15 protein-coding genes are annotated in these 21,749 nt (G+C 65.9%); 7 read left to right on the top strand and 8 right to left on the bottom strand.

All coding sequences use genetic code 11. The annotated features are described in order from the left end of the window. Positions 1-430 precede the first annotated feature (430 nt). From OXT71_04595 to OXT71_04585, 3 genes are read left to right on the top strand one after another with little or no spacing between them, the layout of a single operon-like run. Positions 431-1,531 carry a hypothetical protein gene (locus tag OXT71_04595; protein MDE2925660.1) on the top strand — a complete coding sequence of 367 codons (1,101 nt, stop codon included), beginning with the start codon at positions 431-433 and terminating at the stop codon, positions 1,529-1,531. Positions 1,532-1,573: 42 nt separating this feature from the next. Then, on the top strand, positions 1,574-3,904 hold the full coding sequence (locus OXT71_04590) for a hypothetical protein (GenBank protein MDE2925659.1): 2,331 nt from the start codon (positions 1,574-1,576) through the stop codon (positions 3,902-3,904). Positions 3,905-3,961: 57 nt separating this feature from the next. Further along, positions 3,962-4,441, top strand: coding sequence for a hypothetical protein (locus OXT71_04585; protein ID MDE2925658.1), 480 nt, complete (start codon positions 3,962-3,964; stop codon positions 4,439-4,441). A 20-nt stretch (positions 4,442-4,461) separates the two neighbouring features. On the opposite strand, the gene OXT71_04580 is transcribed toward OXT71_04585, so the two are convergent. Then, positions 4,462-5,397: a Gfo/Idh/MocA family oxidoreductase gene (locus tag OXT71_04580; protein ID MDE2925657.1), complete on the bottom strand. Its 936-nt coding sequence runs from the start codon at positions 5,395-5,397 to the stop codon at positions 4,462-4,464. A gap of 153 nt (positions 5,398-5,550) precedes the next feature. On the opposite strand from OXT71_04580, the gene OXT71_04575 reads away from it, so the two are divergent. Together OXT71_04575 and OXT71_04570 are read left to right on the top strand one after the other, a co-directional pair. Continuing rightward, positions 5,551-6,570 (top strand): Gfo/Idh/MocA family oxidoreductase, encoded by a 1,020-nt coding sequence (locus tag OXT71_04575; GenBank protein ID MDE2925656.1) that lies wholly within the window; start codon positions 5,551-5,553, stop codon positions 6,568-6,570. A 19-nt stretch (positions 6,571-6,589) separates the two neighbouring features. Beyond that, positions 6,590-10,153, top strand: coding sequence for a dehydrogenase (locus tag OXT71_04570; protein ID MDE2925655.1), 3,564 nt, complete (start codon positions 6,590-6,592; stop codon positions 10,151-10,153). Here the strand turns inward: OXT71_04570 and OXT71_04565 are convergent. The 5 genes from OXT71_04565 to OXT71_04545 form a co-directional block, all read right to left on the bottom strand. Further along, the gene (locus OXT71_04565; protein ID MDE2925654.1) at positions 10,135-10,836 is read right to left on the bottom strand and encodes a 4'-phosphopantetheinyl transferase superfamily protein; all 702 of its coding nucleotides are present in this window, start codon (positions 10,834-10,836) and stop codon (positions 10,135-10,137) included. The two genes, OXT71_04570 and OXT71_04565, sit on opposite strands and share 19 nt — an antisense overlap. Further along, the gene (locus OXT71_04560) at positions 10,833-11,669 is read right to left on the bottom strand and encodes a metallophosphoesterase (GenBank protein ID MDE2925653.1); all 837 of its coding nucleotides are present in this window, start codon (positions 11,667-11,669) and stop codon (positions 10,833-10,835) included. The genes OXT71_04565 and OXT71_04560 overlap by 4 nt, the downstream gene beginning before the upstream one ends. Positions 11,670-11,786: 117 nt before the next feature. Next, positions 11,787-13,112 (bottom strand): Gfo/Idh/MocA family oxidoreductase, encoded by a 1,326-nt coding sequence (locus OXT71_04555; GenBank protein MDE2925652.1) that lies wholly within the window; start codon positions 13,110-13,112, stop codon positions 11,787-11,789. Positions 13,113-13,183: 71 nt separating this feature from the next. Continuing rightward, positions 13,184-16,225 carry a HEAT repeat domain-containing protein gene (locus OXT71_04550; GenBank protein MDE2925651.1) on the bottom strand — a complete coding sequence of 1,014 codons (3,042 nt, stop codon included), beginning with the start codon at positions 16,223-16,225 and terminating at the stop codon, positions 13,184-13,186. 15 nt (positions 16,226-16,240) lie between these two features. Further along, on the bottom strand, positions 16,241-17,353 hold the full coding sequence (locus OXT71_04545) for a Gfo/Idh/MocA family oxidoreductase (protein MDE2925650.1): 1,113 nt from the start codon (positions 17,351-17,353) through the stop codon (positions 16,241-16,243). A 213-nt stretch (positions 17,354-17,566) separates the two neighbouring features. On the opposite strand from OXT71_04545, the gene OXT71_04540 reads away from it, so the two are divergent. Continuing rightward, positions 17,567-18,685: a sialidase family protein gene (locus OXT71_04540; protein MDE2925649.1), complete on the top strand. Its 1,119-nt coding sequence runs from the start codon at positions 17,567-17,569 to the stop codon at positions 18,683-18,685. Between the two features lie 80 nt (positions 18,686-18,765). Beyond that, positions 18,766-20,226, top strand: coding sequence for an IMP dehydrogenase (gene guaB, locus OXT71_04535; protein MDE2925648.1), 1,461 nt, complete (start codon positions 18,766-18,768; stop codon positions 20,224-20,226). A 21-nt stretch (positions 20,227-20,247) separates the two neighbouring features. Here guaB and aroF read toward each other — a convergent pair whose 3' ends face one another. Further along, a complete protein-coding gene (gene aroF, locus OXT71_04530; GenBank protein ID MDE2925647.1) occupies positions 20,248-21,276 on the bottom strand; it encodes a 3-deoxy-7-phosphoheptulonate synthase in 1,029 nt (342 codons plus the stop codon). A 32-nt stretch (positions 21,277-21,308) separates the two neighbouring features. After that, on the bottom strand, positions 21,309-21,584 hold the full coding sequence (locus OXT71_04525) for a chorismate mutase (GenBank protein ID MDE2925646.1): 276 nt from the start codon (positions 21,582-21,584) through the stop codon (positions 21,309-21,311). Positions 21,585-21,749 lie beyond the last annotated feature (165 nt).

The following is a 21,749-nucleotide window of genomic DNA, read 5'->3' as shown; positions in this document are numbered from 1 at the left end:
CTCCAGACTGTCCCTGTTTGAGTTTCCCCCAGATCCAGACTGTCCCCATTCCCCCCGAGATCGGGACTGTCCCCATTTCCACTGAGATCCAATTTCCCGAGATCCAGACTGTCCCCATTTCCCTTTCCACTTTTCCGGACTGTCCCCATTTCCACGAGATCGGGACTGTCCCCATTCCGTGAGATCCAGACTGTCCCCATTTCCCAACTCCAGACTGTCCCTGTTTGAGTTTCCCCCAGATCCAGACTGTCCCCATTCCCCCGTGAGTCTCCCCCATTTCCGGACTGTCCCCATTCCCCCCGAGATCGGGACTGTCCCCATTTCCAGGGACCCCCGTGAGATCCAGACTGTCCCCATTTCCAGGGACCCGGCTCCCGGCTTGGAGCGGACGGCCTCGACAGGTAGTCTTGATGGAAACCTGGGTCGTGGAATGAAGAGAGTGATGTCCGGACGCGATGCCGGCAAGCGGCGAGAACCACGCCGTCCGGGTACGGTGCTGCTGGCCATGGGGTGGTTGGCCGGTTGCGCCCTGGCTCCGGAGGCGGAGTCCCCGGACAGCGGCTTCAGCATCGCCGAGAGCGGAGAGGAAATCGTCATCTCGGGACCGGCCCTGGAGGCCCGGATCCGGAAGCAGGGCTACGTCAGCGGCGTCGCCGGAGGCTCGTTCCTGGACCGGAAGACAGGCTTTCGCGACGCCGGACACGGTCTCCATATCGCCGACTTCCTGCTGGAGCCGGGCCGCGCCGAATCCCATGGTCGCCGGCTCCCCGAGGAGTTGCGCTACCTGGATGACCCTCTCATCCATGGATTGCGCCCCAAGCGGATCGTGGAGGGTCCCCAGATCTGCACCCGGGCGCGGCGCCTCTCGCCCCGGCTGGTCGAAGGGCCGGACTTCGTGGCGGTCACCATGGACTTCACGTACACCGTGGCGGCGCCGGGAAAGCAGCCGGGATCGAAGTGGACCCAGACCATCGTGTTTCCGGCAGGCAAACGCTATTTCGTGTCCAGCGACCGGATCGACACGGTCAACGACAGCGACTCCTTGTTGCTCCGCATCGACATGCCCGGCCACATCAAGCACCGGGAGGGTGACGTCTTCAGCGAGGTCTATCTGAGCTACTTCGGCAAGATTCCGGCGGACCGGTTCCTCACCGATTTCGGCCCCGACGGGCGCTTCAACTATCGTGCAGACCGGAACGAACTCCCGCCCAGGTTCATTCGAGCCTATCGGTTGAGGGATCCGGACACGGGGCGGAAGGGACCGTGGCTCGCCGGCATGACCCTGGACCCGGACACCGTGTACGAGGCCTGGTGCCACCAGCGGGGCTATGTCTGCATGATCCAGGAACTGGGCGGCAAGCCGGTCCGGGCCGGAGAGTCCTTCGGCGCCGCTTACATCGTCGGCTACTTTGACAATATCAAGGAGATGCACCGGGTCTACGACCGCTACGCCGGTCACCGCGGTCTCCAGGTGGACCGGAATCGGTGGCGGTTGACGGAACGGGTGCCGGTGAGGGAAAAGACGGAGTGAAGGTCCGGAGATGAGAGGGTGGACTCGGAAGGGAGGCTGAGGGTGATCCGGGTGGTTTGCCTGATTCTGGCCGCCGCGTTTCTGTCGGTGAGCCTTGCAGCGGGACGCGACAGCCGACTGCCCGGGACCCGTCCCCTGCGCATGGATGGGGACCTGTCCCTTCAACTCGTGGAGGCGGTCGACCGGTTCCTGTTGCGGCAGATTTCCGAGTCGCCGAAGTCAAGAGAGAGATTCTGGAGCCGGGACTACTCCTCCCCCCAGGCGTACCTGGAATCGATCGAGCGGAACCGGAATCGATTTCGACGCCGCATCGGCGCGGTGGACGACAGACTTCCGGTGCGGGACCTGGAGCTCGTGGCGACTCTCACGAGTCCGTCCCTGGTGGCCGAGAACAGGCGACTCCGAGTGTACGCCGTCCGCTGGCCGGTCTTGGACGGCGTGGACGCGGAAGGGTTGCTGTTGGAGCCTGCCGGGAAAGCCAGCGCCCAGGTCGTGGTCATCCCCGACGCCGACTGGACACCCGAGATGTTGGCGGGCCTGGACCCGCAGACCCCGCCCCGGCTTCAGGCCGCCCGGATTCTGGCGGAGGCGGGTTGCCGGGTCCTGGTGCCGGTGCTGATCGACCGCAGGAACACCTGGTCGGGAAACCCCAGGGTCCGGATGAGCAACCAGACGCACCGGGAATTCATCTACCGGCAGGCCTACTTCATGGGGCGCCATCTGCTCGGTTACGAGGTACAGAAGGTCCTGGCGGCCCTGGACTACTTCGCCCGCAACGTGTCCGGCGCGGCGGGCTTCGACACTCCTCTGGGGATCGCCGGCCACGGGGAGGGCGGCCTGGTCGCCCTCTATGCCGCCGCATTGGATCCAAGGGCGCGGGCCACTTTGGTGAGCGGCTACTTCCAACCGCGGGAGCGCGTCTGGCAGGAGCCCGTCTACCGCAACGTCTGGGGCCTGCTCCAGGAATTCGGGGACGCCGAGATCGCGAGCCTGATCGCGCCCCGCGCACTGACGGTGGAGGCCTCCCGCGGTCCGGAGGTTCCCGGCCCTCCGCCGCCTCGAAACGGCCGCATGGACGCGTCGTCCGGCAAGCTGGAGACTCCGCCCCTGGACGGTGTCCGGGCCGAGTTCCGGCGGGCCCGCGAGCATTTCAAACGGCTCGGCTTTCCGGACCGCCTCCGGCTGGTCGTCAGCGGCTCCGGAAAGGGCCCCCCGTTCTCCCCCGAAGCACTTGAGGAACTGCTCTCAGCCCTGGACGGCGGACTCACCCTTCCCGGTGAGATCACCCGGACGGAGCCACTGCGGGATCGGCGTGCCGATTTCGACCCCGCGACGCGGATGGAGCGCCAGTACCGGCAGTTGGTGGAGCATTGCCAGCAACTGATGAGACTCGGTTCCTTTCGGCGCCGACAGTTCTGGTCCGGGGCGGACGCCTCGTCCCTGGACCGATGGGCTCGAACCTCGCGCCAATACCGGGCGCACCTGTGGCATGAAATCATCGGATGGCTTCCCCCGGCCAGCGTCAAGCCCAATCCGCGGACGCGCCAGATCTACGAAACGGACCTCTGGAAGGGTTACGAGGTGGTGCTCGACACTTGGCCCGGCGTCTTCAGCTACGGCGTGATCCTGGTGCCCGGGGATCTGAAACCGGGAGAACGGCGCCCCGTCGTGGTCGCCCAGCATGGCCGGGCCGGGAGACCGCAGGACGTCTGCGACCCGGCGAAAGACGAGGCGCCCTACCATGCCTTCGGCGCAAAGCTGGCGGACCGGGGGTTCGTCGTCTACGCCCCTCAGAACCTCTACATCGGCGAGGAGAAGTACCGCGCATTGCAACGGAAGGCGAATCCTCTCAAGCTGACCTTCTTCGCCCCCATGGTGCGCCAACACCAGCGGGTCTTGGAGTGGCTCGCCACGCTCCCCTTCGTCGACGCCGATCGCATCGGTTTCTACGGGCTCTCCTACGGCGGCAAGTCGGCCATGCTGATCCCGGCGGTGCTGGAGAACTATGCGCTTTCCATCTGTTCCGGCGACTTCAATGAGGAGGTCTGGAAACATGTGAGCATCGATCTCCCCTACAGCTTCATGTTGACCAAGCAGCATGAGCACAGCGAGTTCGATTTCGGCGAGAAGTTCAATTACGCCGAGATCGCCGGCCTGATCGCACCCCGGCCCTTCATGGTGGAGCGGGGGCATCGAGACGGCGTGGGGGAGGACGAGTGGGTGGCCTTTGAATACGCCAAAGTGCGCCGCCTCTATGTGAATCTGGGAATCGGGGACCGGACCCGGATCGAGTACTTCGACGGAGGCCACGAGATCCACGGCAAAGGCACCTTCGAGTTCCTCCACCGGCACCTGCGCTGGCCGGCACGTTGATTTCCGGCCAACCGCTTCCCTCCTCTGCAAGTTGGAGAGATAATACCGTCAAGTTCCATGTCGGCACGACGTTCCCTGAAGTTGCCCGTCATCACGGTCTGCCTGCTGATCCTGGCCGCTTGCAAAGCGCCTCCCGGGACGCCGGAGCCCGTTGCCGTTGAGCAAGAGGATTCGAACCGGGATGGGCGGATGTTCCGGGCGTTCCACCACATCGGGCTTCCCACCGAAGATCCCCAGCCTGACGAAACCTATGTGGAAGAAACCAAGGTCTGGGTGACCGATCCGGCCGATCATCCGTTCCGCGTCGAGTATCTCCGTTACGAGGCCGACTCGCCCGTCACCGGCCCCTTGCGGGAAAAGGCTCACGTGGCCTATCGCGTCGAAGAACTCAAGACGGCGCTCGAAGGCAAGGATCTGCTCCTGGAGCCCTTCACCCCCATGCCCGGCCTCAGCGTCGCCTTCTTCGAGGAGGACGGGGTCGTGATCGAGTACATGCAGTTTGAAGGGGGCGCCACCGAGTTCGACGATCTGAATTGAGGACGGGCCGCATCGCCCAATCAGGAGAACAGGCTCTCCAGCGTGACCTCTTCCTGTCGGCCCAGTGAGCGCTTTCCCGCTTCCAGCGCCGCGATGACTTCGACTTCCTCCTCGATGGGCACCGATTCCTCACCGGTCCGGACGTATTCCAGGACCGCATTCAGCAGGTGCCAGTAGAGGTCGCTCAGATCGGGCTTCACCGTGCGCCAACCCTTCTTGCCGAAGAGGCTGATCTGATACCCGGAACGCATCCACTGCCGCTCCCCCACCATCAACACCACGTCGCGGTGGTCGGCGAACCGGATCCGGACCACGTTCAGGCCGGGCTGGCCCACGTTCACGGCCGAAACGGCGCCCCCTCCCAGCACGGCATAGATCATGGAAAGGGCGTGGATGCCGTAGTAGATCAGTTCGTTGGCGCAGACGGCCTGGGCCAGATAGACGGGGCCCAGTTCCGGCAGTTGCGCTCTCAGCCGCAGGATATCCGGAACGAACCTCAGAGAACTGGCCGACATGAACGGAGTCCCGGTCTCGCGAGCCACGTCCGCCACCGCTTTGGCGCCGCGGGCGCTCATGGCCAGCGGTTTGTCGCAGAACGTGGGGATTCCAGTTCTCAAGGGATGGATCGCATACCTGGAATGCTCGCCCGACCCGTCGTCGACGAGGATCGCCAGGTCGACGCCGGCGGCGCATGCTTCCGGCGTCCGGCAGACGGTGGGAATGTTGCAGGCGGCGGCCAGACGTCGGGCCCAGACCCGCTCCTGGTCCCACACCTTGACCACCCGGGCGCCCTTGATCCGTTTCCGGGACCGGACGAAGGTCCAGTCGTACTTGCGGACTTCCGATTCGTCGAACCCGTTGAAGGTGGAGGCGAAGGCGGTCCCGTGATGGGAGCCGGGCCTTCGGGGTTCCTTCCCGTAGCGATAGGTGGCCGCCGAGATGAGACCGATGCGCACGCTGTCGCTCCCTTCGCGCCGGGGGGCCGGCTTGACTCGCCGTGACGCGCCAACCTATTCTGCCACAACACTATATCCGGGGAGATCCGAAGATCCCCCCCCGCTTCGTCCGGCGCCAGGCGGTACCCGGCGTATCCTTCCGGGAGCAGGAACATGGACAAGACGAGATACGGAGTCATCGGGCTGGGCTGGTTCGGAGAGAAGCACCTGGAAGCGCTCACCGGCAACCCGGGCGTCGAGATCCATGCCCTGTGCACCCGGACCCCGGAACGGCTGGCCCAGGTCGCCGAACGCTTCCAGGTCCGGAGGACCTACACCGACTATCGCGAGATGCTGGCCGATCCGGGGCTGGACAGCGTCAGCATCACCACCATGTGGGACCAGCATCGGGACCCCACCCTGGCGGCGCTGGAGGCCGGAAAGCACGTCTTTCTGGAGAAGCCCATGGCATCCACCGTGGAAGACTGCCAAGCCATCGTGGACGCGGCGGCGGCTTCGCCGGGCAAGTTCATGGTGGGTCACATCTGCCGCTTCAATCCCCGCTACGCCGCGGCCAAGCAGGCGGTGGACGAAGGCCGGCTGGGAAGGATCGTGGCGCTCTACGCCCGGCGCAACCTCCCGGCCTGGATCGGGTCCCAGGTGCTGGACAAGATCGGCCCCATCATCGGAGACGGCGTTCACGACACCGACCTCATGCTCTGGTTCACCGGCGCCCGGATCGTCAGCGCCTATGGCCAGACGGTGGCGGTCCACGGGCACAGGTACCCCGACGCGGGACACGCCATGTACCGGTTCGACAATGGAGCCACCGGAGTGATCGAAGACGTCTGGTGCCTGCCGGAGAAGACCCCTTTCCAGATCGACGAGCGGATGGAGGTCATCGGCACCGAAGGATCGATTCAGGTCCATGACACCCATCCCAACCTGACCATCGTCGACGGGGAGGGGGTCCGCTGTCCGGACACCACCTATTGGCCGGATATTCACGGGGCCTGCACCGGAGCCCTGCGGGAAGAGTTGAACTACTTCGTCCGCAGCATCATCGACGATACCCCGATCGAGGTGATCACGCCCCAGGAGTCTCTGGAGGCGGTTCGCGCCTGCCTGGCGGCCGAAGAGTCCGCCAGGACCGGACAGGTCGTCCATTTGGACCAGGGCGGTTTCGAGCGGTGAAGCCGGGGGGTTGGCCATCATGACGAAATTCACCGTGGGATGGATCGCCGTCCTGTTTTCCTTCCTGGCTCAATCCGGTTCCGCCGGCTGGGTCACGTTGCCGGTCCCGGGAACGCACGGCTTCAAGGGCTTCGGCTGGTACCGCACCTGGTTCAAACCGCCCCAACGGTTCTTCGCCAAGCACGACCGGGACCTGTGGGGCGAATCGGTGATCTTCAACGTCCGGGGCCTGGCCGGCGCGCACGAGGTCTACGTCAACGGAAAACGCATCGGCGGCGGCGGAAGCTTTCCCCCCGGATTCGAGGACGGACGGAAGGGCAATCACCAGCACAAGGTCCCGTCCGGCAGCCTGGTGCCCGAGGCCTGGAACCAGCTCGCGGTCCGGGTCTACTCCCCCGGCGGCGAAGGCGGCTTTCTGGGCGAAGCTCCCTTCCTCATGAACTACTTTCTGGAATGCGTCTTCGCGGGTCCTTGGGAGTTCCAACCCGGCGATGCGGGCGCCGACTTCGGCGGCGTGCTCGACCGGCGGCCCGAAGGCTCGGCCTTCGACCGGTTTCGCGAGTCCAACCGGGTGCTGGCGGAGGCGGACCGGTTCGTCCCCGGCCAAAAGCTTCCGCCGCTGGAATCGTTTCGAACGATGAAGGCGGCGGACGATCTCGTGGTGGACCTGATGCTGGCGGAACCGCTGGTGGCGCAGCCGACCCACTTCAGCTTCGATTCCCGCGGGCGCCTCTGGGTCTCCCAGTTCCGGCAGTATCCGTTTCCCGCGGGACTCGAGATGATCAGCCGGGACCGCTACTACCGCTCGCACTACGACAAGGTGCCCCCGGCGCCTCCGCTCCACGACCGCGGGCGCGACGTGATCTCCATTCACGAGGACACCACCGGCGACGGCAGGTACGACCGCCACAAGGTCTTCCGGGACGGCTTGAACATGGCCAACGCGGCCCTGCGCGGCCGCGGCGGAGTGTGGGTGATGCACACCCCGTACCTGCTCTTCTATCCCGACCGGGACTTCGACGACGTCCCCGACGGGCCGCCGGAGGTCCATCTCCAGGGATTCGGCCTGGAGGACACCCACGCCATCGCCAACGGACTGGTCTGGGGAATGGACGGGTGGCTCTATGGAACCCAGGGCAGCACCACGGCCTGCCACGTGACCCGTCCCGGAATCGACGCGCCGGACGCTCCCGCGGTCTACTACCAGGGTTGCATGGTCTGGCGCTATCACCCCGAGACCCGGCGCTTCGAACTCTTCTCCCAGGGCGGCGGCAACAACTTCGGGCTGGAGGTGGACGGCGACGGCCGGCTCTTCACCGGACACAACGGCGGCCAGACCCGAGGCTGGCACTTCCTGCAGGGCGGCATGCACCTGATGCAGGGCACGACCCCCAACAAGTTCGGTCCGCCCCGCAATCCCTTCAGCTTCGGGGACCTGCCCAAGATGGTCAGCGAACAGGACATCCGCCGTTTCACCCACTTCGGCGCCGTGGTGGAGGCCACGGCCATTCCCGGCAAGTACCAGGACTCGCTCTTCAGCGTGGACCCGCTTCACAACTTCGTCGTGGCCAGCCGGCGGATTCGCAACGGCGCCACCTTCAGGACCAGCGATCTGGACAAGGTGCTGACCTCCGGGGACTTCGCCTTCCGCCCGGTGTTCATCGGCAATGCACCCGAAGGCTCGATCCTGATCGCCGACTTTTACAACCACTACATCGCCCATGGTCAGCACTACCAGAGCCAGATCGATCCCGGCACGGGGCGGATCTTCCGGCTCCGGGGCAAGCGGGAACCGCTGGAGCGGGACCTGAACCTGCAGGCCAAGTCCACCGATCGACTGTTGGAGCTGCTGGGCCACCCCAACCGCTGGCACCGGCACACCGCCGTCCGGCTGCTGGGCGAGCGCAAGGACCCCGGCTCGGCCGTCCGGTTGCGGCAACTGGTGGGAAGCGGCTCGGACCTCCAGTCGCTCTCCGCGCTCTGGGCCCTGTACCAGGCCTTCGGCTTGGATCAGGCGACGGCCCTGGCCGCACTGCGGCACGGACACCCCATGGTCCGCTACTGGGCCGTCCGCCTGATCTGCGACGACGTGGGCTTCGCCAATCGGCGCACCACCGTGGGTCTCGCCGACAGCCTGGGGGAATTGAAGGATGGACCCACGCGGGTTCCCCGCCGGCTCTTCCAGGCCATCCTGGAGGGCGCAGCCGGCGAGAGGGACGCCGAGGTGCGGTCCCAGATGGCCGCGTCGGCCCGGCGGCTGCCCGTGGATCAGGCCCTTCCCCTCGTGACGGCCCTGCTGCGGCACGGCGAGGACGTCGACGACCCGTACCTGCCGCTGCTCACGTGGTGGGTCCTGGAAACCAATCTGGATCCCCAGCGGGAAGCCGTCCTGGAGCTGTTCGAAAGTTCGGAGTTCCGCCGCCAGCCGATGGTGAGACGGCACATTCTGGAACGGGTGATGCGGGCCCTGGCCCTGAAGGGGAAGAGCGGCGACCTGGAAGACTGCGCGCGGCTGCTGGAACTGGCGGCAGATGGAGAGGAAGAAGACTCGTTGCTCAAAGGGTTCGAGCTGGCCTACGCCGGCCGGCGGATCGGCGGCTTGCCGGACCGCCTGGTCCGGGGTCTGGTGGCAAGCGGCCGTTCCTCCCTGGAGCTGCGGGTTCGGTTGGGGGCCGCCGATGCGTCCCGGGCCGCAGTCGAGCTGCTCCTGAATCCTGAAGCCCCCCTCGAGGAACGGACGGCGGTGGCCCGGACGCTGGGCGAGGTGAGGTCCGAAGACAGTGTCGAGCCGCTGATCCGGGTCGCGACCGCACCCGAGCCGCCGCTCCAGCGGGCGGCGCTGGCGGCCCTCTCGTCCTTCAACGATCCTGAGATCGGCAACCAGGCGCTGGCGCGGTTCTCGCAATACCCGGAGGAAGCCAGACCGGCCTTCTTCGACCTGATGCTGAGCCGGCCGGTCTGGACGCGGCAGTTGATCCAGGCCGTCTCCGGGGGCGGGTTGGCGCCGGAGCTGGTGCCGGACGGCGTCGCCGAGCGGCTGAGACGGGATCGGGACCGGGAGATCGCCGGCCTGGCCCGGGAACACCTGGGCGGCGGGGAGGACCTGGGCCGGGAGGACTTCCGGCGACGGATCGCCGGACTCCGGTCGATTCTGGCGGACGGGACCGGGAATCCGTACGCCGGCGAGGCCGCCTACTCGCGGCGGTGCGGCTCCTGCCACAAGCTGTTTCACAAGGGGGGCGACAGTGGACCCGATTTGACCGCTTACCAGCGGGGCGACCTGGGGGCGCTGCTCATCGGCATCGTCGATCCCGACGCGGAGATTCGCGAGGGCTTCGAGTACGTGACGCTGGTCACCCGGGAAGGACGAACCTTGAGCGGCTTCCTGACCGACCAGGACACGCAGGTCGTCGTCTTGCGGGGAATGTCGGGAGAGGACATTCGAGTCGAGCGCCGGCAGGTCGAGTCCATCGAACCCATGGGACGCAGCTTCATGCCCGCCCGGCTGCTGGAAGGACTGAGCGACCAGGAACTCCGGGATTTCTTCGCCTACCTGAGAATCTCTCAGCCCATCAGCCGGTAGGCGCAGGCGGCGGCAAAACGGGGTTCGCCCAGATCCTCCAGCCAGAACGGTTCGGACGGAAGGTGCGGGAAGCGAAACACCGCCGACCGCTCGCCCTCGATCATCGTGCGCGGCACCTCGAAACGGGATGGACTCAGCGAGAATCCGGTTCCCAAGGCCTTGATCAGCGCCTCCTTCAGGCTCCAGAGCCGGTAGAAAAGATCCGCCTTCCCGCGCCCGGCGGCCGCGGACAGCGCGAGTCGTTCCCGGGGACTGTAGACCCTGCCCCCGATCCCGTCGAAATCCCTGCCGGGTGTGCGCACCTCCAGATCCACCCCGAGTCCTTCCCGATTCGCGAACCCGATCAATCCGTGCCGTCCGCTGTGGCTCACATTGAAGTTGGACTCCGACGCCACCCCGTTCACCTTCGCGAACGGCTTGCCGTGCTCGAGATAGCCGAAGGACAGTTCCCGGTTGGAACACCCCAGCCGATGGCAGAGGTTGATCCGGAGCGCCGCCCGGCAGAGCGCATACTGGCGCCGGGCGCCCGTGACCACGAACCGGTTCCACCGCGCCTGCTCGCCTTCGTCGAGCACCGCGAAGGCCCGTGCTTCGCGATCGGCATCGGGCTGGAGGTCGACGTGAAGGATGACGGACCCTTGGTCCTCGCGCCACGGAGTCCACCAGGCGCCGGAGGCGGTCATGGGACGGCCGCTTTCCGGGGAGCCAGGGTCACCTCCCGCAGGTAGGCGCCGATTCCCCGGCGCCGGTTCCACTGCCGCGGATACCCCAGGGACACCTCCCGGAATGGCACGCCGTCAAGCCACTGTGTGCCCCGGATGTGGAGATGGCCGTACACCACGGCGCAGGCGTTGAAACGGCGGTGCCAACCCCGGGTCCGGCGGGTTCCGCACCAGGGAGTGAATCGGGGCACCCGCGGCAGCACGGCGTGCTCTTCTTCAAGCGGAAAGTGATTGATCAGGACCTTGCGAAGATTCGCAGGATACGCCGCAAGCCGGGAGGCGGCGTCCTCGCAGCGGGCGGCGCACCACGACTCCCGATCCGGATACGGGTCCGGACGCAGCATCATTTCGTCGGCGCAGGCGGAGCCGGTTTCCCGGGCCCACCGAACCACCTGGTCGCGGCGGATGTGCGGGGGCCGAAAGCTGTAGTCGTAGAGCAGGAACAGCGGCGCGATGAGAACCGGACCGTCCCCAAGTTCAACCACCGGGTAAGGATCTTCCGGGGTGAGAACTCCGTGGCGGCGGGCAATCCGGACCATCCGGTCGTAGAGCGCGACGCCGCCAAGCCGGGGAAGCGCGTTTGGAAGGGTCCAGAGTTCGTGGTTTCCGGGAACCCAGACGATCTGCCGGAACTTGTGAGTCAGACGCCGAAAGCACCAGTCGAGCCGCCGCGCTCCGTGGGTCACGTCCCCCGCCAGGATCAGCCAGTCGCCGGGAAAGGCCGGAAGACTTCCCAGCGCTCGCCGGTTTTCCGGATGGGAAAGGTGCAGGTCGGACAGCGCCCACAAACGCAAGGGACGGCCGTTCGGGACATTCGAGGTTGGCATCGGCGCGGACCTCGGGGGGGGGATCGGCGGTTGGGAGATCGGCGGTTGGGAGATCGGCGGTTGGGAAACCGCCGCCCCCCCCCCTTAGATTTTCTCCGGAATCACCCACGGCTTCCGGTAGGTGCGCTTGAGATAGGCGTCGGCCTCCGGAAAACCGGTGAAGGACTCGGTCTCGGGGTCCAGGACCAGGCGCCGGTTGCCCACCCGGAAGGAGATGTTGGCCAGGTGGCAGAGCAGGGCGGACTGATGGCCGGTCTCGGCGTCGGCAACGGGCTTGCGCCGGGTCCGGATGCAGTCCACGAAATCGTCCTGGTGTTCCCGGTTCCCCTGGCGCCCGTATTCGGACCGCACCAGTTCCCCGTCGGCGTCGTAAGCCTGCCAGCCGCCGCCGTGACGGCCGAAATACATGTACCCGTCCGTGCCCAGGATCTCCACCTTGGTGCTGCTGAAGGGCCAGTCGGGGAAGCGGTCGGTGTTGCGGACGATCCCGGGCGTCTTTTTCATGTAGGGCGTCCAGAGGGTCGACTGCATGGTCATGGTGAGCCCATCGTATTCGTACAGGGCCATCTGGGTATCGGGGGTGTCGCGCCCGTCCTTCAAGGAGTAGATGGCTCCCTGGTGGGAGGCCGCCATGGGAGCGGGTGGATCGCCGATCAGGTAGCGGGCCAGATCCAGTTGGTGAACCAGGTCGCCGGCGATGGGACCGCAACTGTACTCCCAGTAGTTCAACCAGTACAGGCCCGGATTGTACGGCCGCTTGGCCGCGGGACCGCACCAGAGATCCCAATCCAGGCCGTCGGGCACCGGGCCGTCGGGCACCGGTTCCCGTTTGGGATGCTGCATCATGTTGTAAACCCGGACCAGGTGCACGTCTCCCAGGTTGCCAGCGCGGATGTATTCCCGGGCCCGGCGGACGTAGGGGGCGCTGCGCGACTGCATCCCCACCTGGACGACCCGGCCGTACTTGCTCTCCGCCTCCACCATTTTCCGGCCCTCCCAGATGGAGTGGACCATGGGCTTCTCCACGAAGACGTCCTTTCCCGCCTGGCAGGCGAGGATGCTCCCCAGGGCGTGCCAGTGGTCCGGCGTGGCGTTGACCAGGGCGTCCACGCTGCCGTCGTCCAGGATCTTCCGGAAGTCCTGCACCAACTTGGGGCGGGAGCGTTGGGCCGCTTCCACCGCCTTGCGGGCCCGGCCGAATCGCCGGGTGTCGACGTCGCAAAGGTAGGCGACCTCCACGTCCGGGCGCTGGGCGAAGTTCTCGGCCAGCCGCGTCCCGCGTCCACCCAAGCCCATGATTCCCACCACGACACGTTCGTTGGCCCCGCGAACCGGGCCCCTGGACGCCATGGCCAGGGAGGCGGCTCCCAGTGAGCCGGTCATGAATTTTCTACGGTCTAGCGATTGCATCGGACACCTCCAATCATTGCAATGAACCCGCCGTTCCCCACGGCCGGCATCGCTTCCTCCTCACGAATCTGTCACATCGGACCCGGCGTGCTCAACCGCTGAAGATATTCCAGCAGGTCGGCCATGGCGGCGGGATCAATTTCATCCTCCAGTCCCTCGGGCATGGTGGAGACGCCGGAAACCCGCAGCGCCGCGATATTGCTCCGGAGCAGCGTCTCCTCCTCACCTTCCTCGCGCCGCAGCGTGATGGAGGTGGGACTCTCCCGGGCGATGACCCCGGTCACCGTGGCGCCGCTTCGAGTCTCGATGACATAGGTTTCGTAGCCCGGCGCAATATTGAGGTTGGGATCCAGGATCTTGGCCAGGAAGAACTTCTTGGGCCGCCGGACCGCGTCCATGAGATCGGGACCGACTTGGCTTCCCATGCCGTCCAGAACGTGGCACCGGCTGCAGGTCTCGCGGAAGATCTCTTTCCCCCTGGCAACCTTCCCTCCGGCCGAAAGGGCGGACCGGTACCGTTCGATCAGGTCCTCGCGGCCCTGGGACAGATCGCCGAACAACCCCTCGGCCTGCCGGCGAACCTCCTCATCCGGCGATTCCAGGAGCTGATTGATCCGCGTCCGGCCCAGGGTCCAGGCCTCGGCTTCCATTTCGCGGATGCCGTCCAGGAGTGCGTTCACGAGTTCCTTGCGCGCCAGGAGGCCGTCCCAGGCCGCCCTGCGGACCGGCTCGGTGAAGCTTCCCCAATTGAGGAGCAGGAACGGCACGACCTCCGTGCTCCCCGCCCTGAGGAGGGAACGGGCGGCCGTGACCTGGACCTGGGGAGCCTCCCGCGGCGTCATCAATTCCTCCAGCGCGCGAGTCGCCGCTCCGGCCGGGTCCAGTCCCAGGATCCGGACCGCGATCACCCGGGCCGCCTCGTCCGTCCGGCCCCTCGCGTTGTCCAGAGCCTTCTCGACGAACCGGCGCAACCGGGGAGAATCCGAGAGCATGACGCGGTCTGCGAGATCCAGGGCGGCCGCCGCCACCGCCGGCGACGGCGAGCGCATCAGCCGGAACAGAAGGCGCTCGCCGCTTCGATTCACGCGGACCCGGGCTTCGGCGCCCTGGCTCAGACCCCGGCCCAATCCGGACAGCAGGGCACGCTTCCACCATTCGCCTCCGGCATTCGCACCGCCCGCCGCCAGGCGGAGCACTTCCGAAATCCCGGATCCGACCTGGCGAGCGCCCAGGATCGAGGCGATCCTCTCCAGGAACTCCTCCTTCCCCTGGGTTTTCGAAGCGAGAAAGGCGCCGTTGCCGGTGACGGTCCGGAGCCACCGGACGGCGTTTTCCGACGCCGAAGTCAGGACGGCGATCTGTAGCCAGCGGTCTTCCGGGCGCCGCTTCAGGAGCCGGCTCAGAGGACCGAAGGACTGCGATTCGGGCAGCAATCCCAAGGTGCAGGCAAGCTGAAACTGGACGCGATGGTCGGGATCCCGGACCAGGGCCAACAGCCTCTTCACCAGGCGCGGCGAATCGAACTGCTCGGAGAGCCGGATCGCATGTTCCCGAACCCTCGCGTCCGGGTCGCCGAGCGCCTCCGAGATCAGATCCGAATCGAGACCTCCCAACCCGTCCAGCGTCCAGAGCGCATGAATTCGGGATTCCGGCCGGCCGGCGGAAACCGCCAGCTCCCGAAGGGCGGGAACGGCCGGCCGCTCCTGCCGCTCGACCAGCAGACGCTGGGCCGTGATGCGCCACCACATGTTGGCGTGGGACAGCGCCTCCACCAGGCGGCCGGTGCCGGCGTCCTGAAGGCCGGGCGACCCGTCTGCGCCGCCGTCCTTGTGGACCACTCTGTAGATGCGCCCCAGACGTGCGCCGGCCCGCAGGTCGAACTCCCCTTCCAGATCTTCCGGGACGTAGTCCGGATGCTCGACGTACTTCCGGTAGTAGTCGACCACGTAGAGCGCTCCGTCGGGACCGACGGTGGTGAACACCGGCTTGAACCAAGCATCGGTGGAGGCCAGGAACTCCCGCTCCTCGAAGGCCCGGCGGGCGGAGAAGGTCGCCCCCGAAGGCGAGAGCAGGTCGCAGTGCACCAGGTTGTGCAACGGGTCGCAGACGAAATACGCGCCCCTGAACCTCTCGGGAAACCGGCCGGCGGTGTAGACGGAGTTCCCGCAACTGGAGGTGAATACGCCCACCTGGGATTCGTGGATGTAGATGGGAGTTCGCGTAACGGGATAGACGGTGGACTGGTTTTCGTGATCGGAGGGGAACTCCATGGAGGAGGAGACCTGCAGGTAGGGATTCCGCGACAGGTAGCGGTGTGCGATGACGGGATGGCGGATGTGGTTGTTGTTCCACAGGCCGAAGCGGTTGCCGGCGGCGTCGAAGGCGTTGCCGTATTGGGAGTTCCCGGCCACCGGCTCCAGTTGCAACCGGTCCGGACGGAAGCGGAAGTCGGTGCCCAGAGCCGAGACGTCGACGGACCCGGCTTCCGGATGGCCGGGAAAATGCAAGGGTCCTCCCGTCAGCCCGAACTGTTCGGGGTTGCGCCGGGAGGGACCCACCTTGGGGTAGGCTCCGTAGATCCAGTTGTCGATGCCGTACAGGAGTCCGTTGACTCGAAGCTGGGGATTGTAGCGGTTGAATCCGGTGAGGATCACTCGCCTCTCGTCGGCCCGCAGGTCGCCGTCCCGGTCGGGAAGATAGAGGATGTCCGGAGCGGCGGCCACCAGCACCCCCTCCTTCCACGGCATCAGTCCGGTGGGAAAGGGCAGCTTTTCGGCAAAGACGTGGCTGCGGTCGAACTTTCCGCCGCCGGAGTCCTCCAGGACCACGACCCGGCCCTGGGGTTCCGATTGCATGGGATAGTCGCCCATCTCCAGGACGAAGAGGCGCCCGCGGCCGTCGAAGGCGGCGGCCACCGGATCCGCGACCAGGGGCTCGGCCGCCACCAGCTCGATCTCGAACCCCGGCGGCAATCGGAAGGTTTCCAGCGCCTGCCGCGCCGGAAACGGCGGCGTTTCGCGGCTCCCGCAGCTCCCGAGGAGAACGGAAACCGAGGCGCTCAGGAGCGCTCGCCTGACGATTCCGGGAGCCCTGGAGTTGAGGAATCGGATCATGTTGAAAAAACCGCTTTACGCCGGGTCCTCCGGCCCCAATGCCGACCCCGGAACCTTTTTCCGCTCCACCGTCGCGCCGTCAAAATGGTGCCCTTCGGCGGAGCGGGGCAACGGCAACTCCACCGCGGCGCCGGTCCGGTGAGAAAGGTGGGTGGCCTCGATCATCTGGATGGCGGCGCGGCCGTCTTCACCCGACACTGCGGGCGGGCGGCCGTAGCGCAAGGAGTCGACAAAATCCTGGGTTTGCACGAAGAAGGCCTCCAGGCGCTTGGGCTCGAAGGGATCGCCGAGAAAATCGATCTCCGGCATCTCCCAGATGTCCCGCCAATCTCCTTCCGACGCCAGCCGGAGCTTTCCGAAGTGCTCGGCTTCGATCATTCCCTTCTCGCCCCAGACCCGGACGAAGTCCTTCATGCGCGGGAATCCGGGCTCGGGCAGCTCATGGCTCATCCAGACCTGGGCGCTGGCGCCACGGGAGAAACGGATCTGCGCCATGGCGTTCCGGGCCTGCCAGTTCGGGGCCGAATAGGCGTTCACCGTGCCGAAGAGCCGGACCGGTTCGTCGCCGATGAGGAAGCGAAGCATGTCGAAGCTGTGGGAACAGCGGTCCAGAATGTCCCCTCCGTTGTCGAAGTCCCGGAGCCAGGGCTTGCCGGGATCGCGCAGCGGCCACAGCGTGTTCATCTGCACCATCCGCACTTCGCCGATGCGGCCCCCTTCGATCAGCTTTCGGGCGCGGGCGAAGACGCCGCGATAACGCAACGTGTGAATGACGCTGAGGGTCACTCCGGCCTCCCGGCAGGCGGCAATCATGGCGTCGCAGTCGGCCACGTTGGTCATCATCGGCTTCTCCACCAGGACGTGCTTGCCGTAGCCGGCGGCGGCCAGTGTCTGCTCCGCGTGCAGCTTGTGGATCGTGGCCAGGAGCACGGCGTCGACCTGCTCGCTGCGAAGCATGTCCTCGTATCCGGGGAAATGCTCGACGCCGAAATCCGCCGCCAGCCGGGGCGCCCGGCTTCCCTGAGTGACCCCCGCCAACTCGACCCCCTCATTGTGGTCCCTCACACAGTGGGCATAGGTCCGGCCCATATACCCCGATCCCACGATGCCTAACCGGACGACGTCCATGGCGCGCTCCTCCGTTCGCTTTCCCGTCCCCGAAGGAATGAAACCGAATCAACAGGATTCTACACTGGCGCCTGCCCGGTGGTTGCCCGCCCGAAAATGGGGTGTCCGTGGAAATGGCGCTCGGGTCCGGCGGCTGGTAGTTTCGGGGGTGAGCGTCCGAACGAAAGCCGAAGAATATCGACGGCTCGGAAACGTTCTCCAACGGAGCCGAACATGACCACCATCGAAATCCTTGACCACCACGTCGTCTACGAGAATCCACAACCCTTCAATCGATCCCGCCACGGGTACTTTCCCGGCCTGGTGAAACTGGCCTCGGGTGAGCTCCTGGGACTCTTCGTCCTGGGCGAGGCCTTCGAAGCGACCGACGTGACGACGTTCGTGACCCGTTCCCGGGACCAGGGGCGCACGTGGAGCCTCCAGGGTCCGCTGCACCGCAGGGAAGAGGCGTATCGCCACAACTCCGACTATCTGAAGCCGACCCTCCTGGACGACGGCAGGCTGATGGCCCTGGGCTATCGTTTCCACCGCACCGATCCGGATCAGACCATCGCCAACCCCGACCCCGCCGTGGACGGGATCCGGGGAGGCGACAACCTGGTTTCCTTCTCCGAAGACGACGGCCTCACCTGGTCGCATCCCAGGATCGTCCCGCGGTCGCGCCCGGAACTGATCGAACAGTCCGGCCCGGCGATCCAACTCCGCAACGGAGTGATTCTGGGCGCCGGATCGCTCTTCCCCAGGTGGGACGGGAGCAATCCCAGCGGCTGCGTGGGAGCCCTGCTGCGCAGCGGCGACGGAGGCGAAACCTGGGATGACCGAACCGATTTCTTCCGGGACCCGGCCGGACGCTATGCGCCTTCGGAACCGAGACTGTGCGAGATGCAGGAGGGCCGGATCGTCTCCCTGAACTGGATGATGGACCATATCCAGGGCACCAACACCACCAATCACGTCACGGTGTCGCACGATGGCGGAGCGTCCTGGTCGAACCCCATCGACACCGGTATCCGGGGACAGGCGTCGAACCTGATGCACTGGGGCGGCGACCTCCTGCTGACGGTTCACTGCCATCGCGAAGGAGAGGACATCGGCGTGTTCGTGAGGGTCGTGGATTTCTCGCGCGACCGCTGGCGGACGGTCGAAACGGCCAAGGTCTGGGGCAACGCCCCCTCCATGAGGATCGCCGTCTACTCCGACATGGGCCGGGACCTGAAGTTCGGCCAAGCCTCGCTGCTCGGCCTGGGGGACGGCGAGGTGCTCGTGACCCACTGGGCCATCGAAGAGGGACAGGGAAGGATCCGCACCCACCGGATCCGCGTCCGGATCTGATCTTCACCCTCGATGCTCCTCTCGTTTCTCACCGGTCGTCGGCGTTGACCGCCCGCGGACCGATCTCATATCATTCTTCGATGGAGGTACCCGAAGCCCTCACCTTCGACGACGTTCTCCTGTCTCCCTCCTACAGCAGTGTCCTGCCGGGGGAATCGGATCTCCAGACCGTCTTCTCCCGAAACATCCCGCTGAACATCCCCATCTCCTCCGCGGCCATGGACACGGTGACGGAACACCGCATGGCCATCACCATCGCACGGCACGGCGGGATCGGCATCATTCACCGCAACCTGAGCATCGAAGCCGAGGCCCGGGAGGTGGACAAGGTCAAGCGCTCCGAGTCGGGAATGATCGTGGACCCGGTCACCGTGGGTCCCGACGATCGGATCCGGGACGTCGTCGAGAGCATGGACCGGTACAGGATCTCCGGTGTTCCGGTCATCGATTCGACGGGGAAGCTGGTGGGAATCCTGACGAATCGGGACCTGAGATTCCAGAACGACCCGGAGCTGCCGGTTTCGGACCTGATGACCCGCGACAACCTGGTCACGGTCGGAGAAGGGATCTCCATGGAGGAGGCCAAGCGGAAGCTCCACGAGCATCGGATCGAGAAGCTCCTGGTGGTGGATGACCAGAACCGGCTCAAGGGGCTGATCACGGTCAAGGACATCCTGAAGATGATCACCTACCCCAACGCGGCCAAGGACTCGCGGGGGCGCTTGAGAGTCGGCGCCGCCGTGGGCGCCACGGGAGACTACGTGGAGCGGGCCCGGGAGTTGGAGCTGGCGGGGGTGGACGTGGTGGTGGTGGACACGGCCCACGCCCACACCCGGCGAGTGGGCGCCGCCGTGTCGGAATTGAAGAAACGGCTTTCCCGCGCCGACGTCACCGCGGGCAACGTGGCCACCGGAGACGCCGTCCGTTTCCTAGCCGACGCCGGAGCGGACGCGGTGAAGGTGGGCATGGGACCCGGAAGCATCTGCACGACCCGGGTCGTCACCGGCGCCGGGATGCCTCAGTTCACGGCCATCGTGGAGGCCGCCCGGACCGCCCGGGAGGTGGGCCTGCCGGTGATCGCCGATGGCGGAATCAAGTATTCGGGCGACATCACCAAGGCCTTGGCCGCCGGAGCGGACGCGGTGATGATCGGGAACCTCTTCGCCGGCACCGACGAGTCCCCGGGGGAGTTGGTGTTCTATCAGAACAGGAGCTACAAGACCTACCGCGGCATGGGATCCCTGGGAGCCCTGACTGAGGGAACCAGCGACCGTTACGGTCAGGATCCGGGTTCCCCCGGTCAGAAGGTGGTTCCCGAGGGCATCGAAGGGCGGGTCCCCTACAAGGGACGCGCGGAGGACCTGATTCCGGTCCTGTTGGGCGGCCTGCAATCGGGGATGGGCTACTGCGGCGTCGGCAACGTCCAGGAACTCCAGACCCGAACCCGATTCGTCCGGGTGACCCACCTGGGACTGCGCGAGTCCCACGCCCACGACGTGGTGGTGACCAAGGAAGCGCCCAACTACCGGGTCGAAATCTGACGGCTCCAAGCCGTCAGCGGCTCAAGCCAGCGTCGGTTCGGCGATATTCTTGCCCACGGCCCGGGCGATGCGGCGCATTTCGTCCATGAGGTTGGCGAACTGGCTCACGAACAACGACTGGGCTCCGTCGCAAAGCGCGTTTTCCGGATCCTGGTGCACCTCGATGAGGAGGCCGTCCGCACCGACCGCCACGGCGGCCCGGGACAGCGGACCCACCCGGTTCCGGATTGCCACGGCATGGCTCGGGTCCACCACGATGGGCAGATGGCTGATCTGCTTGACCACCGGAACGGCGGAGAGATCCAGCGTGTTCCGGGTCAGGTTCTCGAAGGTCCGGATCCCTCTCTCGCAGAGGAGGACGTTGTGGTTTCCCTCGGCCATGATGTATTCGGCCGCCAGCAGCAGATCGGTGATGGTGGCGCTCATGCCGCGCTTCAGAAGCGCCGGAATGCCGCTCTTCCCGATGTCCCGCAACAGATTGTAGTTCTGCATGTTCCGGGTTCCGATCTGAATGATGTCGATGTAGTCGTGGGCCAGGGGAATCTGGGCCGATTCCATGACTTCCGAGATCACCAGCATGCCGTGACGGTCCGCCGCCTTGCGGATGATCTGCAGTCCCTTTTCTCCGTGCCCCTGGAAGGAGTAGGGGGAGGTCCTGGGCTTGAAGGCGCCGCCCCGCATGACCCGGGCCCCGGCTTCCGCGACCCCGGCCGCGACCTCTTCGCACTGGGCCTCGCTTTCGATGGTGCACGGCCCGGCCATGATCACCACCTCTTCCCCGCCGAACTCGACGTCCCCGATCCGGACCCGGCTGCCCTTCGGGTGGAACGCCCTGGAGGCCAGCTTGTAGGGCTCGCTGATGCGGTGGACCTCCCGGACGCCGTCCATGCCCTCGTAGTCCCGCGTGTTCACGTTCTTGGCTCCGACGGCTCCCAGCACCGTATAGTCCACGCCTGTCGACCGATGCACGTCGAAACCGTTAGCGACGAGCTTGTCGATCACGTGTTCCACCTGTTCCGAAGTTGCGTTGTGTTCCATGACGATGACCATGATGGATTCCTTTCTCTCGGTTCACCTCGGACCTAACCGCTGTTGCGGTGCTCCCGCTCCACCCGTCGGGATTCGTCGATGATCCTTTCGAACAGACGCTTGATGGCGGCTTTGGACAAGGGCCCGCGCGCGGCCTCCTGAACCAGCCGAATGACCTCTTTCTCGCGTTCCGGGTCATAGACACCCAAGTTCGACTTGTGCTTGAGCTTGACGATTTCGATCGCGCACCGGCTGCGGCGGTCGAGCAGCTCCACCAATTGGAGATCGATCCGGTCGATTTCGCTGCGCCAGTGGTCGATGTCAGTCACTCTCGATGCCCCTTTTCGGATTCACCGGGCAAAAAAAAACCGTGGGCTTCTGGGTTGCCCACGGCTTCAAGGTCGCCTGCAATGGCAGGCCGACCTCAGCCGTTTCTAAAAAAGTAATAGAAGCTCCGCAGACTCGCCATAGCCGTCCTTTGAACGTAGACGGAC

The sequence above is a fragment of the Acidobacteriota bacterium genome (assembly GCA_028874215.1).
GTDB lineage: Bacteria > Acidobacteriota > UBA6911 > RPQK01 > JAJDTT01 > JAJDTT01.
The sequence above is the reverse complement of the archived record's forward strand: the minus strand, read 5'-3'. Positions and strand labels throughout refer to the sequence as shown.